The sequence below is a fragment of the Actinomadura sp. 21ATH genome (assembly GCF_041951345.1).
Classification (GTDB): Bacteria; Actinomycetota; Actinomycetes; order Streptosporangiales; family Streptosporangiaceae; genus Spirillospora.
This window is the reverse complement of record NZ_JBGNUR010000002.1, coordinates 465,683-481,186: the sequence shown is the minus strand read 5'-3', so window position 1 is coordinate 481,186 and position 15,504 is coordinate 465,683. Positions and strand designations below refer to the sequence as shown.

Sequence of the window (15,504 nt, the reverse complement as noted above, 5' to 3'; positions counted from 1 at the left end):
AGGCCCGCCGGCCGCGCGGCTCAGCGATCGCCCGTCCTTCCCGGTGATCCGGGCCGCCGGAGCCGCTCCGGCATGCCTCCGATCGCGATCGAGACCAGCAGCACCAGGCCGGCGGCCGCGGCCACCTGGCTCTCGCCCGCCGCGGGCAGGTCCGACCTGGGGCCGCCGACCGGCGCGAAACGTCCCCGCGGATCGACCACGACCAGGATGCCGTCGCCGCGCTCGTACCCCTCGCAGTTCGTCGCGAGCTCGCCGGGCAGCGCGGTGCCGTCAGGAAGGCGCAGCGTGCAGTGGTGGCTCGTGGAACCGCGGTTCTCCTTCGTCCAGGTCCGCTCCACGACCGCCCGGGTGTCGACACCGACCATCGTCATCGCGGCGTCCCGCACGGCCACGACGCCGACGATGTTGAGCACGAACACCGCCACGACGCCGAGCACGAGCGGCACCGGCCGGGCCCGCCGCCGCTTCCCGTACAGCCACCCCAGCGCCATCAGCGACGCGAGCACCCCGCACACGACGAGCACGGCCCCGCCGCCCGTGCCCAGCCACAGGTAGCCGGCCGAGGCGAGCGCGAACCCGGCCAGGGCCACGCCGAGCACCAGGCCACCCCGCCGCACGGCGGAACCGACGGACACACGACCTCCATCCAGGGGCGGAACCGGGACGCCACAGCCTAATCGGACTGCTCGGAGCCCGCGCACGGCCGTCCGCGCGGCTCGGCGGGTCTACGTGCCGCTGCCCGGAGTCACCAGGCCGCTCTCGTAGGCCGTGATGACCGCCTGGGCGCGGTCGCGCACGCCGAGTTTGGTGAACAGGTGGCTGATGTGGGTCCGGACGGTGTGCTCGCTGACCACGAGGTACCGCGCCCCCGCTCCGGCGAGCCCTCGAACGCGCCATGCCGGGATCAGTTTTGAAGAGGGATCCATTCTGTCGACCTGGTGAATTCCGCCAGGCGGTCCGGCAGCGGCGCCGTACCGATGCCCGGGCCGGTCGGGACGGGCAGATGCCCGCCGGACAGCTCGAACGGTCCGGTGACGTCAGCGGTGAAATAGCGGTTGGAGGGCGCGGTGTCCGCGGGCAGCGAAAAGCCCGGGAGGGCGGCCAGCGCGAGGTTGGCGGCCATGCCGATGCCGCTTTCCAGCATCCCGCCGCACCACACCGCCACGCCGTGAGCGACGCACAGGTCGTGGATCCGGCGCGCCTCCAGGTATCCACCGACCCGGCCGGGCTTGAGGTTGATGACCGAGGCCGCTCCCAGCGAGATCGCGGCGGCGGCGTCGGCGGCCGACTCGATCGACTCGTCCAGGCACAGCGGGGTCGAGAGCGTCCGGGCCAGCCCGGCGTGCTGCACCAGGTCGTCGTGGGCCAGCGGCTGCTCGATCAGCAGCAGGCCGAACTCGTCCAGCCGCGCCAGCGCCCGCGCGTCGGCGCGGGTGTACGAGGCGTTGGCGTCCACCTGGAGCGCCAGGTCGTCGCCGAAGGCGCGGCGGACGGCACGCACCGGTTCGACGTCCCAGCCAGGTCTGATCTTCAGTTTGACCCGCAGATAGCCTTCGGCCAGGTGAGCCGCGACCTCGTCCAGCAGGGCCTCAACGGTGTCGGGGATGCCGACCGACACCCCGCACGCCACCCGGTCATGGGCCGCCCCCAGAAAGGACCCCAGCGACCGCCCGCAGGCACGGAGCTCGGCGTCGAGCAGGGCGGTCTCCAATGCCGCCTTGGCCATCCGATGGCCCTTGAACGGCCGCAACACCCGTTCGACCGCGTGCGCGTCGGTGACCGCCGTCAGCGCCGGAACGAAGAAACGCCGCATCACGTCAGCGGCGCCATCGACGTATTCGGAGCTGTAGATCGGGTCCGGCAGGGCCACGCACTCGCCCCAGCCCTCCGCCTCCGGCGTCACGAGCCGGACCAGCAGCACCTCACGCGAGGTGAAGGTCCCGATGGACGCGCGGAACGGCGCCTTCAAAGGCATCGCGATCCGCCGCAGTTCGACTCCCGAGACTCTCATGGCAGCGATGGCTCCTCGGCTTCTCCGGCCGTTCCCCGACCGTACCCAGTGGAAGCCACCGCCTCCAGGGCCCAGGCCGCCGCGGCTCCCGAAGCGGACGCCGGGCGAACGGACCCTCGAGGAGAAGCGGACGGACCGGGCCCGGGGAGCGGCGAGACGCCGTCAGGGGCCGGGCGAGAGCGGCTGGTTGGCGTTCATCGCCGCGCGCAGGCGCTGGAGGCGGCGTTCCTCGCGCGCGCTGATCCGGCGTTCGGCCGGTGTCAGGCGCAGCGCCGCCATGCCGAGGAGGACGGCGCCGGCGATGAAGTGCCAGGTCCCCGCGCCGAGGAGCCCGAGGATGATCGCGATCACGCCCACCAGTGGAAGCAGCACGCGCATGAACGCCTGCGCCTGGCTGTTGTCGTCGGCGCGCTTCGCGCGGGTGAGCCGCGCCAGCAGCGTCTCCTGGTAGCGGATGGCGGGTTCGGCCAGGCGCGGGGTGCCGACCGGCCCGCCCGTTCTGGACGAGCGGCGGATCTCCCGGCGGTCGGCGCGCGAGAGGCGGGACCGCGAGTCGCCCCACGCCCGGCGTTCGAGGGTCCACTGGGCGATGAGCCGGACCACGGCGCCGAGGAGGACCACGGCCGCAAGGGCGATGAGGATGGGCAGGAAGCTGGACGGCATCGGTACTCCGGGGAGTGAGCCTACGTGTCCGCTGTGGTTTGCCCGAGTTTGCCGCCTCTAAAGATCTCGGCCTCCTCCAGGACGGCGGCGATCTCCTGGAAACCGCGGCGTTCGGCGTGCGCGCGCGCCGTCACGCCGTCGCCGTCCGGGAGGAGCGGATCCGCCCCCGCAGCGAGGAGGATCTCGACGACCTTCAGGTGGGCGCGGCCGCCGTACCCGAGGATCACGGCCTCCAGCAGCGCCGTCCAGCCGAGGTCGTTGACGTGGTTCACGTCGATGGAGGTCTCGGCCAGGACGGCGCGCACGTACCCGACGTGGCCGCGCTCGCTCGCCGGGATCACCGACACCCCGCCGAACCGGTTCGTCAGCGTCAGGTCGGGCTCGCCCGGCAGGAGCACGCGCATCATCTCCACGCTGCCGGTCACGCCGGTGACCAGCCACGGGCTGTCCCGCCGGGCGTCCTGGGCGTTCACGTCGGCGCCGAGGCCGACGAGCACCCGGCCCGCTTCCACCCGGTCGTAGAGGGCGGCCAGCAGCAGCGCACTGCGCCCGTCCTCGTCGCGGGCCTCCACGCCGGCGCCCGCTTCGATCGCGCCGACGACGGCCGCGGCGTCACCGGACCGGGCGGCGTCCAGCAGGACACGGTCGGCCTGGGACGGCGACCTCTTCACCTTCACCATGACGTGACTCCTCTCGTGGAAGGGACCGGGCGGGCCCGGCGCCGGGTCAGCGGCCGTTGCTGATGGCGGCGAGGCCGGCCTGCGCGAACTTCTCGTCCAGGGTTCCGGACGGCGCCCCCGCGACACCGATGCCCGCGACCGGCGCGTCGTTGTGGGCGACGGGGACGCCGCCGCCCAGGAACAGCGTGTTCGGGATGTCGGCCAGCGTCGGGGCGTCCTTCAGCCGCTCGACCAGCCTGGAGGTGGGGGAGTTCCACGCGGTGGCCGTCCACGCCTTCTTGATCGCGGACTCGTAGGACTGCGGGCCGGCGCCGTCACCGCGCATGGTGAGGATCGTGTTGCCGTTGCGGTCGACCACCGCGACGGTCACCCGCTGGCCCTCCTTCTGCGCGGCCCTCATCGCGGCCTGCGCGGCGCGGGTGGCGGTGTCGGCCGTCAGGTGGGCGGTGGTCGTCGTGGTCCTGGCCTGGAGATCCGCCGGAGCGGCGGCGGGCGCGGCGGCCGGTGCGGCCTGGGGCTGCGCGGCGGCGGCCGCCGTGCCGAGCGCGCCGAGGCCGGCCGCCGCCAGGACCGTGGCCGAGGCGGCGATCTTGGCGCGGGTGGAGAACTTCCTGGTCGTGCGCTCCATGGGGACGGCTCCTTCTCGTGTCGGTTGATCCTGCCGTGCCACCAGCCTCCATCCGCGAACCCCGTCCGGCCGTCGGCGCTACGGCTGCTCCCGGCGCACCGGACGGCCGACGCCAGGGTCATCCGAACGGTTGACCCCGCCCGCGTCCGGGCAGGCGATAATGGAGGTGTTTGCCCAGCTCACAGGGGTGTACCGGGCGGGCGGAGGGTGCCCGCCGCCGGGTCCGCGCACGGCCCCGGCCGCCGCGCCGTCGCCGTCCCGGCGTCCCCGGACCGGAGAGGAACGACCATGCCGCCGAGCCGCCCGCCCGTCCGCGGCGCCTCCGCGGGCCCGGGGGACGGCGCCCCGTGGCTGACGTTCGTGATCCACCTGGCGTTCTTCCTGCTGCTGGGTTCCGCGGTGGCGCGCTACGTGCAGCGGCACGGCGGCAATCCGGAGGCGCCCGCCGTCCTCGCCCTGGCGGGTGCCCTCGCCGTGCTGTACGTCCTCGGCCGGCGGACGGCCGCGGGCGGGCCCGCGGGGATCGGCGGGGACGGCGCGGTGCGCTTCTCCTCCGGCCCCGGCCGCCCGCCGCTCCCCACCCTGTTCTGGCTGTGCGCGCTGGTGGCGGACTGGACCGTGCTGGTCGCCCTCGCCCCCAGTTTCTCCTGGTGCGCCGTGCCGCTGTTCTACACCGCGCTGCGCACCCTGCCGCCGCCCGCCGCCTACGTCCTGGTGACCGGCTTCACCGGGTTCGTGATCTTCGCGCAGCTCCGGCTGGCCGACCGCTTCGACATCGACCTGGTCGTCGGGCCGGCCGCCGTCGCCGCGCTGGCCACCGCCGTCTTCACCTACATGGACCGGCAGTCCGCCCGCCAGTCCGCGCTGATCACCGATCTGATCCGCACCCGCCGCGAGCTGGCCGCCACCGAACGCCGCGAAGGCACCCTCGCCGAACGGCAGCGGCTGTCCATGGAGATCCATGACACCCTCGCCCAGGGCCTGTCCAGCCAGCGGATGCTGCTCCAGGCCGCCGAACGGCAGTGGGACGCCGATCCGGAGCGGGCCCGCGAGCACGTGCGCACCGCCGCCTCGATCGCCGAACGCGGTCTCGCCGACGCCCGCCGCTTCGTCCACGACCTCGCGCCCGCCGACCTGGCCGAGGGCGGCGGCCTGGAACCCGCGCTGCGCGGGCTCGCCGACCGCGAGACGACCGCCGGACGCACCGTCGAGTGCCTCGTCGACGGCACTCCCGGGCCGGACCCGCTGCCGGCCGGCGTGCAGTCCGCGCTGCTGCGCATCGCCCAGGGCGCCCTGGCCAACGTCCGGGAGCACTCCGGCGCCACCCGTGCCGCCATGACCCTGACCTACCTCGGTGACGAGGTGCGCCTGGACATCGCCGACAACGGCCGCGGCTTCGACACCGGAACCCTGCCCGAGCACGCCGCCGGCGTCCGCGGCCACGGCATCCCCGCGATCCGCGCCCGGGTCCGGCAGCTCGGCGGGACGCTCACCATCGAGTCCGCGCCCGGTGACGGCACCGTCGTGTCCGCCGCCGTTCCGCTTCCCTCACAGGAGGTTCCCGCCCCATGACCGGACCCGAACCCGCCGGTGCCGGGGACCCGGCCGCGCCCGTGCGGCTGCTGCTCTGCGACGACCACGCCGTGGTCCGCGCGGGACTGCTCGCCCTGCTCGGCAGCACGCCCGGCATCGACGTGGTCGGCGAGGCCGGCAGCGGCGAGGAGGCGGTCGCGCTCACCGCCAAGACCGCCCCCGACGTCGTCCTCATGGACCTGCAACTCGGCGGCGGCATGGACGGCGTCGAGGCCACCCGCCGGATCACCGCCGCCTTCGGGGACGCCGTCCACGTCCTCGTCCTCACCACCTACGACACCGACGCCGACATCACCCGCGCCATCGCGGCGGGCGCCACCGGCTACCTGCTCAAGGCCGAACGCCCCGACGAGCTGTTCGCCGCCATCCGCAGCGCCGCCGCGGGACGCACCGCGCTCTCCGGCCCCGTCGCCCACCGCGTCATGGCCCAGATGCGCAACCCGCGCCCCGCCCTCACCGACCGGGAACGCGACATCCTCGCCCAGCTGGCCCGCGGCCTGTCCAACCGCGACATCGCCAAGGCACTCTTCCTCAGCGAGGCCACGGTCAAGACCCACCTCGGCCGCATCTACCACAAGCTCGGCGTCGACACCCGCTCCGGCGCCGTCGCCGCCGCCAAGGAACAACGCCTCCTCCCCTGACGACGGTGCCCGTGCGCCGGCGGCGGAAGCGCGGCCGGGCCAGCCGCCCCTTCGCCAGGTCCTCCGGGTCTCCGGGGAGCGTTCGGACGCGAGGCGCTCACGCCGGCCGGGCGTACCCGAGATAGGTGACGATCGGCTTGCCCTCCGGCTCCAGCACGAACCCCGCCAGCGCCGGGACCGCCTCGTCGCCGATCTCTCCTTTCCGGAGTGCGGCGGTGGCCCGGACCAGGTCGAGGACGTTCGCGGGCTTGAAGGAGCAGACGTCCTCGTTCCGCAGCCCGTGAGCGGCCAGCGCCGCCGCGACCTCCGCCGGCGTCCGCAGCCGCGCGGCGGTGTAGCGGCCGCGCGGCATGATCCGGGTCCGCGGCAGCGCCTGGAAGGCCCCCAGGTAGATCAGGCGGGAGACCGGGGTCCGGTTGACGGTGTCGTAGAACAGGACGCCGCCGGGCCGCAGCAGCCCGGCCGCGTGCATGACGGCACCTTCGAGATCGTCGGTGATCTCGAAGGTGTCGGTGTAGAAGAGGACGTCGAAGGACGCGCCGGCGAGCCCCGGGTCCTCCGCCGGCGCGGTCACGTACTCGACGGTTCCGGCACCGGGCACGGCCCCGGTCGCGGCCTCCGCCTCCCGCGCCAGCGCGGTCGCCGCCGGGGACGGGTCCAGCGCGACGACGCCCATGCCGAGCCCGGCCAGCCCGCGGGCGAGCAGCCCGCGGCCGCTGCCGACGACCAGGGCGTCGCGCCCGGCCGGTTCGATGCCGAGCCGGCGCAGCACCGACCTCGCGTACTCCAGCCGGACGTCCTGGAAGGTCAGTGCCCGGACATGGCGCCCGTCGACGACACCGGCCGCCCGCGAGTCCAGCTCGATGATCGGTCCCATGGCCCCCTCCTTTGAGTTCCCTTAAGAAACCTACATCAGTTCCCCGGGGAAACCCATCGGGTAGGGTCGGCGGGTGACCAGAACCCCGCTCACCGACGTCGCGTGCTCGATCGCGCGCGCCACCGACCTGTTCGCGGACGCGTGGACGGCGCTCATCATGCGGGACGTCCTGGTCGGCGTCACCCGCTTCGACGACCTCGCACGCGACCTGGGCATCTCGCGCAAGGTCCTCGCCGCCCGGCTCGCCCGCCTGGTGGACGAGGGCGTGCTGGTCCGCGAGCGCTACCAGGATCACCCGCCTCGCGAGCACTACCTGGCGACCGAGAAGGGCAAGGAGCTGTATCCCGTCCTGCTCGCCCTGATGCGCTGGGGGGACCGCTGGTACCAGGAGTCCGGCCCGCCCGTGCGCATCCGGCACCTGGAGTGCGGACACGACACCCGGGGCCTCATGACGTGCGCCCACTGCGGCCGCGAACTCACCGCCGACAACACCACCCAGCTCCCCGGCCCGGGCGGCAGGATCGGCCCCGGAACCCACGTCCTCGGCCCCCTCATCGCCGCCCGCGAGCCCCGGCCCTGACAGCACGCGCACTCACCGCACCCGCCGCGTCACGAAGGCGGACTGGAACGGGGAACGGCGGCCGCCTCCTCGGCGGAAGTGAGGAAGTCCTGGAGCTCGCGGTGGCGGAACTGGTACGTGGCACCGCTGACGCGCAGCAGATGGGCCTCGCACGCCCAGTCGAGGAACGTCCAGAGCCGGAGGGGGAGCAGGCCGCGGGCCGCGGCGACCAGCAGGCCGATCATGGTGCGGCACCAGGCGATCGCGCCGAAGGACAGGCCGAAGGCGACCCCGCCGGTGACCGCGCTCGCCAGCGCCACCGGAAGGTCCTGGTCGATGATGAAGACCAGGAACGCGGCGACGCCACCGGTGAGGCCGAACGCCACGCCGATCGTCGGGTTGCGGTGGAGGGCCTCGCGGGGGTGGGCCAGCTCCGCGTCCTTGCTCCAGCCGCCGGTGGCGATCCTGAAGACCATCCCGAGCGCGACCGCCAGCGCGAAGGCGCCGGAGAGCCCCACGGCCAGCGGGACGGGGCCGGCGTGGGACAGCCGCAGCGGCGGCAGCCCGGTGAGGGCTCCGCACAGCCCGAAGCCGAGCAGGATCAGGGGGTCGGCGCGGGCCACCTCGGCCACGCTCGGGCGTTCGGCCCGCGGGCGCCCGGCGGCGGTCAGCCCGATCACCGCCCCGAGGACGGCACCGCCCAGTGCTCCGGCGGCGACGGCGAAACCGGGGCCGAAGACCCGGCCGCCGGTCAGCGCGAGCCCGCACAGGCCGCCGAGGACGCCGGCCGGCGCGGCCGCCGCGGCACCGACCAGGCCGCCGGCCACGCGCCGCCGCCGGGGGACGTTGGTCCGTCCGCCGGCGGCGGCCGGCCAGGGCGACAGCGACAGGACGGCGGCGATGGCCGTCCAGCCCGCCATCAGCGCCAGCGTGAGCCCCTGGCCCGGAGCCGGTCCGTCGAGCAGGTCGCCGGCGCGGTCGAGCCCCGACCCCACCCAGAACGCCGCCATGGCGGTGACCGTGAGGACCAGGCAGCACAGGAGATGCAGCAGACGGACCCGGCGGCGCCCGCCGATCGGCCATAACAGGTGCGGGACGAGGTCGGTCGCCGTCAGACCCGGCGGGGACCGGTCCGCCGAGGCGTGCCGAGCCTGCCGGCGCAGGTGGGCGGCGAGGTGGACGAGCCAGGTGCGCACCTGCTCGGGGCTGTATCCGGCGACGTGCCCGCTGCGCGGGGTGAGCCTGGCCGCCGCGGGGACGTAGGCGTCCAGGAGCCTGCGGGCGATCCGCCCGGCCTCCGCGCGGGGATCGGCGCCCGGGCCGGCGCGGAGCAGCTCGTCCGGGGCGGCTCCGGACTCCACGGCGGTCGCGGTCAGCAGCAGCCGCCACGGTGTCGCCAGCGCGCTGTGGACGGCCTCTCCCGTCGCCCCGGACAGGGCCGCGAGGACGCCGTCGCGGTGCCGGGCGCAGGGGTGCCCGTCCGGCCAGCGGGTGCGCAGGTACGAGCCGATCTGCTCCCTGGTGAGGGCGCGCAGGTGGACGCGGGTGGAGTGGTCGAGCCCCGTCCGCGCCTCGGCCAGCTGGGCTTGGCGGTCGGAACGGCAGGTCACCACGACGGCGCCGGGCCGCCTTCCGGAGAGGTCGCTGTACCGGTTGAGCTCGGCCAGCAGCGCGATGGCGCGGCGGGGCGGGCCGGTGGACGGTTCCGGGTCGAGCTCGTCGAGGCCGTCCACGACGGGCAGGACGCGGCGGTCGCGCACCAGCCGCGCCGCGTCCCGGTCCGGCAGCCCGTGATCCTGCACGAGCTGCTCGGCCAGCCAGGGCTCGAACGCCTTCCCGGACCTCCACCGGGCCGCGTTCAGCCGTACCGGGACCATCGACCGGTCACCGGCCGGCGGGCCGGCGGCGAGGAACGGCTCGACCAGCTGCAGCACCAGCTCGATCGCGAGGACGGTCTTGCCCGCCCCGGATCGGCCCACGACCATCAGCCGCCGCGGGCTCAGCCCGGCGAGGAACCGCCCGATCTCCTCGACGCCCTCCCCGGCGCCGGCGGAACCGGGGCCGAAGGAGACCGGTGCGAGGCTGTAGCCGCCGAGCACCCCTTTACGCGCCCTGTCCTCCTCCTGCGCCACGCGCCGCGCCAGCAGTACCACGGCCGCGTCGGCCGCCGGCCGGTGACCGGCCGCGGGCACCGCCGCCTCCGCGGGCACCGCGTCCGGCGCGGCCGCGGCCGTGCTCGGCGCCGCCAGCGCCGTCCTGGCCGCCCGCCAGCGTTCCAGCTCATCGGGGATCCGCCCGGCCGGATGGTCGCAGTAGCGGAGGCAGGCGGTCACGAACGCGCGCACGAAATCCCAGCGCGGCAGCCTGCCGGTCTGCCGCAGCGTGTGCGAGACCGTGCTCTTCGGCAGCAGGTCGATCGTGGCGCCGTCGGGCGACTCGGTCCGGCCGCCGAGCTGCCGCAGCCTGCTGAGGGACGGTTCGCCCGCCCACTTCCTGAGCTCGACCAGGGCGTGGACGAACTCCTCGACCGAGCCCGCTTCGGCGGGATCGGGCGGGAGCGACTCGGGCGGGTGCGGACGATCCCCGGTCATCCGGTCACCAGCGTCCAGTCGAACCGCGACCGGGCGCGCCGGAATCCCCGGGCGTCCCGGCAGACCCCCTCCAGCGTCTGCACATGGCGCGACTCCATCAGGAAGTTGCGGGCCTCGTCGGCCTCGACCAGTTCCCGGCCCACCGCGATCGGGACGAAACCGTGCCCGGGGATGAACACCCACCGGCCGCGGTCCCAGTCGTAGGGATCGAACCAGTGGTGCCTGACCGTCCCCGACACCCGCACCTCCGCACCGGATCTGGTCAGGACGAACGAGCCCCGCGAGCGCAGCAGGCTCATCCGGCTCACGTAGAACAGCTCCGTGCCGATGAACGCGTTGATCCGCGCGTCCCAGTGGTCCTTCAGCCAGGACGACTCCCCGTCGGGCAGCCGCCGGGCCGCACGTTCGAGCTGCCGTTCGAACCTGCGCCTGTTCTTCCGCTCCGCCTTCCGGATCACCCGGAACGACCGGATCCAGCGCCGCGGCAGCGTCCGCGACTCGGCGGCCCCGTCCATGAAGTGGTTCAGGAAGTCGGAGGCCATCGGATGGAACCGCCGCCCGTCGTCGACGATCGACCGGAACAGGGCGGCGAGCTCCGCGGCCGGCATGCCGGTCCTTCTCCTGAGACCTCGAAAGAACATCACTGCCGGCTCCGTCCGTGAAGGGGCGGTCGTGCGGTCATCGGCACACGCGCCGGAACTCTTCCCCCGGCACGTACCGCTCCCATTCGGCGGGAGTGAGGGAACGGCCCGCGGCCGCGCAGGCCGCGGCGGCGGGGTCCGCGGGCATGGCCACGTGCCAGAGCCGTGCGGTGCCGTCCGTGTCGACGGCGGCGAGCCGGCTCCCGTCCGGCGCGTAGGCGAGGACGTGCACGTAGTCGGTGTGGCCCGTCATCGGGGGCCCGATCTGGCGCTGGGTCGCCACGTCCCACAGCCGTACGGTCTCGTCCGCCGCCCCGGTCGCCAGCGTTCTCCCGTCGGGGCTGAACGCGGTCGCGTAGACGGTGCCGGTGTGGCCGCTCAAGGTGTTCCCGACCTGCCGGCGGCTCGCCACGTCCCACAGCCGTACCGTGCCGTTGGGAGAGGTGATCGCCAGCGTCCGGCCGTCGGGGCCGAAGGCCATGTCATGGCTGATGCCGCCGTCCACCGCGTTGTTCAGCGGGGCGCCGATCTGGCGGCGGGTGGACGTGTCGAAGAACCGGACGGTGCGGTCGTCGGGGCTGGCCGTGGCCAGGATCCTTCCGCCGGGGCCGAAGGTGAGCGCCGTGATGTGGCCGGTGTGCTCGGGGATCGTGATCCTCGGCCCGGATTCGCGCCGCAGCGCGACGTCCCAGAAGACGAGGGAGTCCTCCGTCCTGATGGCGAGCGTCCGCAGGTCGGGGCTGAAGCTCGCCCGCCAGTTGCGCTTGCCGGAGAGTACCGGCGGGCCGATCTGGCGTTGTGCGGACGTCTCCCACAGCCGTACCGCGTGGTTGCCCGATGTGGCGAGCCGTTTCCCGTCCGGGGTGAACGCCACCTCGCTGAACACGGCGTCCGGGTCGTCACTCGGGTACAGGGGACGGCCGATCGCCTGCTGGGTGGCCGCGTCCCAGATCCGGACGGCTCGGTCGGCGGTCCTGGAACCGGGCCGGATCGCCGGGCCGGGTGCGGCCAGCATCGTGCCGTCCGGGCTGAATCGGATATCGGAGAGGGCGGGGATCGAACGGCCGAGCTGCCGGAGCGGCACCGGATCCCACAGCCGTACCGAGTCGTCCAGGTCCGTGGCCGCGGCGAGCCTCCCGTCGGGGCTGAACGCGACCTTCTCGCCGTACACCGGCTGCTGGTTGAGCGGCGGTCCCACCGGGGTGCGGGTGGCGACGTCCCAGAGCCGGATCCGGCTGTTCTCGCCGGAGACCAGGAGCCTCGTCCCGTCCGGGCTGAAGGCGACCCCATGGACGGGGCGGTTCTCCCGGGTGTCGCGGAGAGGGGGCCCGATCTGGCGCCGGGTGGCGGTGTCCCACAACCGGACGGTCGAGTCGCCGGCGGTGGCGAGCGTCCGGCCGTCCCGGCTGAGCGACATGCCGACGATGTTCCTCCGGTGGCCGGTGAGGTCGGCGCCGATCTGGCGGTGCGCGGCGGTGTCCCAGATCCGCGCCCTGCCGTCGGCTCCGGCGGTGTAGAGGCGCTTCCCGTCCGGGCTGAAGGCCACCGCGTCGATGGACCTGCCGGCCTTGCCGGACGGGCGGCCGATGACGGGGGAGAGCCGCCGCCGGCCGGGCACGTCCCACAGCGTGATCGTGCCCTCGTAGCTCGGGGTCGCGAGGAGCCTGCCGTCAGGGCTGAACGCCATCGACCGCACGGAGGCGAGCGTCCCGGTGCCCTCCGGGCCGCCCAGGTTCAGGGGGCGGCCGAGGAGGCGCCGGGTGGCGACGTCCCAGAGCCGGATCGTCGCGAAGCAGCCGGTCGCCAGGGTCTTCCCGTCCGGGCTGAAGGCCGCGTGCAGGCCCGTCCCGCAGCCGCTGCGGTCGTGGACGACCGGGGCGCCCCGCAGCCGGCGGGACGCCGCGTCCCACAGCCGGACGGACCCGTCGCCGGCCGCCGTGGCGATGATCCTCCCGTCCGGGCTGAACGCCAGGTCGTCGATGTCCGCGCCGTGGCGGGGGAGGGCGCCGCGCTCCGTGCGCGTGGCCGCGGCGAGCATGCGGTGCCGGGCCTCGGGAGAGGGATCGATCCGCCACGCGGTGACGGCCAGCAGCGCGGAGACCGCCGGATCCGCCTCGATCTCGCTCTGCGTCACCAGCTGGCGGGAGACGGCCAGCCCGCGCTGCGCGTCGGCCTGGCCGGCCGCCCTGACGGCGGTGCCCGCGGCGGCCACCGCCAGCACGGTCAGGACCGCCAGCGAGGCCATGATCGAGCGGCGGCGCCGGCCGGCCCGCCGGGCCGCCCGGGCGGAGGCGGCCAGGAAGCCGTCCACGGTGGGCCCGGGCGGCGGGAAGCTGGCCGGGTCGCGCCGCCAGCGGTGCTCGCTGTCCTGGACGGCCAGCAGGCGGGCGCCCCGGTACAGCATGTCGGGGTCGCGCTTCTGCTCCTCCCACGCCCCGGCGTCATCGATCAGCTGGTCGTACACGCGCTGCGCGGTCAGATCCGGCTCGATCCACTGCCGGAGCCTGGGCCAGGCGGTGAGGAGCGCGTCGTGGGAGATCTCGGCGGCGTCCTCGTGCAGGGTGAGCAGCCGCCGGCCGGCGAACGCCGACACGAGCGCGTCCACCGCCTCCCGGCCCCGCCGGGTGTCGGCGGACGCGGCGGAGTGCAGCTCGCGCAGCGTCACGCGGCGCCGCGCGAGGCGTCCCCCCGCCGTGATCAGCGTCATCCGGCGGAAGATCCGCAGCGCCGTCTTGCGGTCGTCCGGCGGCAGCGACTCCAGCACCTCGTCGGCGGTGCGGCGGACGGCGTCGCGGACCCCGCCGGACTCCTCGTAGCCCCGGACGGTCAGGCGGCCGTCCTCGCGCCTGTCCCAGGTGTTCCGCAGCGCCTGGGACAGCAGCGGCAGCGCGCCGGCCTCGTACCGGTCGCCGCCGCGCTCGGCGCGGAGCTCGTCCAGGATCGTCTCGACCAGGCCGGGCTCGATCTCCAGGCCGGCGACGGCGGCCGGGCCGGTGATCGCCAGCCGCAGGTCATCCTCGTCCATCGGTTCGACGATGACCTGCCCGTCCTGGATGGCACGGGCGAACAGGGGATAGGCGGCGCACCGGTCCCAGTAGTCGGCGCGCAGGCCGATGACCACTCCGGCGGACGCGGGCCCGGTGGCCAGCGCGTGCAGGGCGCGGACGTACGCCTGCCGCGCCGCCTCGTCGGTGACCAGGGTGAACAGTTCCTCGAACTGGTCGACGACCAGGATGAGGCGGCCCGCGTCGGAGAACGCCTCGCCCGGGTCGTCCTCAAGGCGCCGGCTCGCCTCGCCGGGATCGCCGCCGAACGCTCGCGTCCACGCCCCGGCCAGAGCGCGCAGGGGAGCGGAGGTGGGAGTGACGACCAGCCGCGGCCAATCCTCCGCTCCCTTGAGAGGCGGCGCGCCTTTCTCTAATGCCGGGATCAGGCCCGCCCTCAGCAGGGACGACTTGCCCACACCGGAAGCGCCCGAGACCAGCAGGATGGTTCCCTGCCCTTCCAGACGCGGCGCCAGCCGGTCAAGGAGATTGCGGGTCGCTTGGACCCGTCCGAAGAACAGTTCGGCCCGGTCGGCTTCGAAAGGAGCGAGCCCCTGGTAAGGGCATTCGATCTCACCGTTCGAAATCGGATGAGAACCGGCCGTTACCCGTTCCGCCGCCTCGTCGCGGCCGTCTTCGTCCCCGGGAGCCATGGCTCGTATTGTGACCGATCATGCCGGTGGGGCGGAATGAGATCATCAAGATCATTGACATTCGCCGTCAAGGCGATATGCCGTGGCACCGGCGGCCTGCCCACCAGCAGATCGGCGTGAACGCGCTGAAGGGACGGATCGGGGTCCACGCCCAGCTCGGCCACCAGCCGGGTACGGATCGTCTCGTACCGCGCCAGCGCCTCGGCACGGCGTCCGGCCAGGCCGAGGGCGACGAGCAGCCGCATCCACAACGGCTCCCGCAGCGGATGCCGTCCGGCCAGATCACTCAGTTCCACGATCAGCTCGCGGTGGCGGCCGGCGGCCAGATCCAGGTCGAATCGCCGTTCCAGCGCGGAAAGGTAGCGTTCGAGCAGCCAGGACGCCTCCGACTCCTCCAGCCGGGCGGACGGCACCCCCTCAAAGGGCTCTCCCCGCCACAGCGCGAGCGCTTTCCCGAGCCATGCCCGTTCCGTCGCGGTATCCGGCGCCGAAGCGGCATTGCGCAACAACTCGACGAACCGCAGCGCGTCAATGTGTTCGGGCTCCGTGCGCAGGACATATCCATACCGGGTGGAACCGATCGACTCCGCGCCCAGCACTTTCCTCAGCCGCGCGACATAGGTCTGCACGCTCCGCCGGACGTTGCCCGGGAGATCCCCGTCCGTCCACAATGCCGCTGCCAGCCGCTCGACCGTCACCGCATGCCCCGGCGACAGCGCCAGCGCCGCCAGCAGGGCCCGCAGCCTGCCCGCCGTCAAGGACACCGCACGTCCGTTCACCGCCACATGGAACGGCCCCAGCACCCCGATGCATATCGCCGTCCGCGGGGAAGCCTCCATGCCGTCGTCAGGCGAAATCCCCGATTCCCCGTTGCGCCCGCTCACGTTACCCCCGTGGTCGCGTATCCAGGCACCGGCGCCCTC

At 74.2% G+C, this 15,504-nt stretch carries 14 protein-coding genes; 3 read left to right on the top strand and 11 right to left on the bottom strand.

Annotated elements, in window-relative coordinates; translation table 11 throughout:
* Nucleotides 1-20: 20 nt before the first annotated feature.
* The 6 genes from ACA361_RS08815 to ACA361_RS08790 form a co-directional block, all read right to left on the bottom strand.
* Nucleotides 21-635: a hypothetical protein gene (locus ACA361_RS08815; protein WP_375011325.1), complete on the bottom strand. Its 615-nt coding sequence runs from the start codon at nucleotides 633-635 to the stop codon at nucleotides 21-23.
* A 90-nt stretch (nucleotides 636-725) separates the two neighbouring features.
* A complete protein-coding gene (locus ACA361_RS08810) occupies nucleotides 726-854 on the bottom strand; it encodes a response regulator transcription factor (protein WP_375011324.1) in 129 nt (42 codons plus the stop codon).
* Between the two features lie 50 nt (nucleotides 855-904).
* On the bottom strand, nucleotides 905-2,011 hold the full coding sequence (gene menC / locus ACA361_RS08805) for an o-succinylbenzoate synthase (protein ID WP_375011323.1): 1,107 nt from the start codon (nucleotides 2,009-2,011) through the stop codon (nucleotides 905-907).
* A 162-nt stretch (nucleotides 2,012-2,173) separates the two neighbouring features.
* Complete coding sequence (locus ACA361_RS08800) at nucleotides 2,174-2,674, bottom strand: hypothetical protein (RefSeq protein WP_375011322.1); 501 nt, start codon at nucleotides 2,672-2,674, stop codon at nucleotides 2,174-2,176.
* A 20-nt stretch (nucleotides 2,675-2,694) separates the two neighbouring features.
* Nucleotides 2,695-3,354 carry an ankyrin repeat domain-containing protein gene (locus ACA361_RS08795; protein ID WP_375011321.1) on the bottom strand — a complete coding sequence of 220 codons (660 nt, stop codon included), beginning with the start codon at nucleotides 3,352-3,354 and terminating at the stop codon, nucleotides 2,695-2,697.
* Nucleotides 3,355-3,400: 46 nt separating this feature from the next.
* Nucleotides 3,401-3,982 carry a heme-binding protein gene (locus ACA361_RS08790; protein WP_375011320.1) on the bottom strand — a complete coding sequence of 194 codons (582 nt, stop codon included), beginning with the start codon at nucleotides 3,980-3,982 and terminating at the stop codon, nucleotides 3,401-3,403.
* A 288-nt stretch (nucleotides 3,983-4,270) separates the two neighbouring features.
* Between ACA361_RS08790 and ACA361_RS08785 the strand changes: the two genes are divergently transcribed.
* Together ACA361_RS08785 and ACA361_RS08780 are read left to right on the top strand one after the other, a co-directional pair.
* Nucleotides 4,271-5,554, top strand: a complete 1,284-nt coding sequence (locus tag ACA361_RS08785) for a sensor histidine kinase (RefSeq protein WP_375011319.1) — start codon at nucleotides 4,271-4,273, stop codon at nucleotides 5,552-5,554.
* On the top strand, nucleotides 5,551-6,216 hold the full coding sequence (locus tag ACA361_RS08780; protein WP_375011318.1) for a response regulator: 666 nt from the start codon (nucleotides 5,551-5,553) through the stop codon (nucleotides 6,214-6,216). The genes ACA361_RS08785 and ACA361_RS08780 overlap by 4 nt, the downstream gene beginning before the upstream one ends.
* Nucleotides 6,217-6,313: 97 nt before the next feature.
* Here ACA361_RS08780 and ACA361_RS08775 read toward each other — a convergent pair whose 3' ends face one another.
* The gene (locus tag ACA361_RS08775; RefSeq protein WP_375011317.1) at nucleotides 6,314-7,093 is read right to left on the bottom strand and encodes a class I SAM-dependent methyltransferase; all 780 of its coding nucleotides are present in this window, start codon (nucleotides 7,091-7,093) and stop codon (nucleotides 6,314-6,316) included.
* Nucleotides 7,094-7,166: 73 nt separating this feature from the next.
* On the opposite strand from ACA361_RS08775, the gene ACA361_RS08770 reads away from it, so the two are divergent.
* Nucleotides 7,167-7,673, top strand: coding sequence for a winged helix-turn-helix transcriptional regulator (locus ACA361_RS08770; protein WP_375011316.1), 507 nt, complete (start codon nucleotides 7,167-7,169; stop codon nucleotides 7,671-7,673).
* Between the two features lie 29 nt (nucleotides 7,674-7,702).
* Here ACA361_RS08770 and ACA361_RS08765 read toward each other — a convergent pair whose 3' ends face one another.
* The 4 genes from ACA361_RS08765 to ACA361_RS08750 all read right to left on the bottom strand — a co-directional run bounded on the left by ACA361_RS08765 (nucleotide 7,703) and on the right by ACA361_RS08750 (nucleotide 15,465).
* Nucleotides 7,703-10,243, bottom strand: coding sequence for an NACHT domain-containing protein (locus tag ACA361_RS08765; RefSeq protein ID WP_375011315.1), 2,541 nt, complete (start codon nucleotides 10,241-10,243; stop codon nucleotides 7,703-7,705).
* Nucleotides 10,240-10,851 carry a hypothetical protein gene (locus ACA361_RS08760; RefSeq protein ID WP_375011314.1) on the bottom strand — a complete coding sequence of 204 codons (612 nt, stop codon included), beginning with the start codon at nucleotides 10,849-10,851 and terminating at the stop codon, nucleotides 10,240-10,242. The genes ACA361_RS08765 and ACA361_RS08760 overlap by 4 nt, the downstream gene beginning before the upstream one ends.
* Before the next feature lie 70 nt (nucleotides 10,852-10,921).
* Nucleotides 10,922-14,581 (bottom strand): hypothetical protein, encoded by a 3,660-nt coding sequence (locus ACA361_RS08755; RefSeq protein ID WP_375011313.1) that lies wholly within the window; start codon nucleotides 14,579-14,581, stop codon nucleotides 10,922-10,924.
* On the bottom strand, nucleotides 14,533-15,465 hold the full coding sequence (locus ACA361_RS08750) for a BTAD domain-containing putative transcriptional regulator (RefSeq protein ID WP_375011312.1): 933 nt from the start codon (nucleotides 15,463-15,465) through the stop codon (nucleotides 14,533-14,535). The genes ACA361_RS08755 and ACA361_RS08750 overlap by 49 nt, the downstream gene beginning before the upstream one ends.
* Between the last annotated feature and the right edge of the window lie 39 nt (nucleotides 15,466-15,504).

Excerpts from the sequence above, each read along its gene's own strand:
- menC (WP_375011323.1), bottom strand. The coding sequence starts at position 2,011 with ATGAGAGTCTCGGGAGTCGAACTGCGGCGGATCGCGATGCCTTTGAAG.
- ACA361_RS08800 (WP_375011322.1), bottom strand. The coding sequence starts at position 2,674 with ATGCCGTCCAGCTTCCTGCCCATCCTCATCGCCCTTGCGGCCGTGGTC.
- ACA361_RS08795 (WP_375011321.1), bottom strand. The coding sequence starts at position 3,354 with ATGGTGAAGGTGAAGAGGTCGCCGTCCCAGGCCGACCGTGTCCTGCTG.
- ACA361_RS08790 (WP_375011320.1), bottom strand. The coding sequence starts at position 3,982 with ATGGAGCGCACGACCAGGAAGTTCTCCACCCGCGCCAAGATCGCCGCC.
- ACA361_RS08785 (WP_375011319.1), top strand. The coding sequence starts at position 4,271 with ATGCCGCCGAGCCGCCCGCCCGTCCGCGGCGCCTCCGCGGGCCCGGGG.
- ACA361_RS08780 (WP_375011318.1), top strand. The coding sequence starts at position 5,551 with ATGACCGGACCCGAACCCGCCGGTGCCGGGGACCCGGCCGCGCCCGTG.
- ACA361_RS08775 (WP_375011317.1), bottom strand. The coding sequence starts at position 7,093 with ATGGGACCGATCATCGAGCTGGACTCGCGGGCGGCCGGTGTCGTCGAC.
- ACA361_RS08765 (WP_375011315.1), bottom strand. The coding sequence starts at position 10,243 with ATGACCGGGGATCGTCCGCACCCGCCCGAGTCGCTCCCGCCCGATCCC.
- ACA361_RS08760 (WP_375011314.1), bottom strand. The coding sequence starts at position 10,851 with ATGCCGGCCGCGGAGCTCGCCGCCCTGTTCCGGTCGATCGTCGACGAC.
- ACA361_RS08755 (WP_375011313.1), bottom strand. The coding sequence starts at position 14,581 with ATGGCTCCCGGGGACGAAGACGGCCGCGACGAGGCGGCGGAACGGGTA.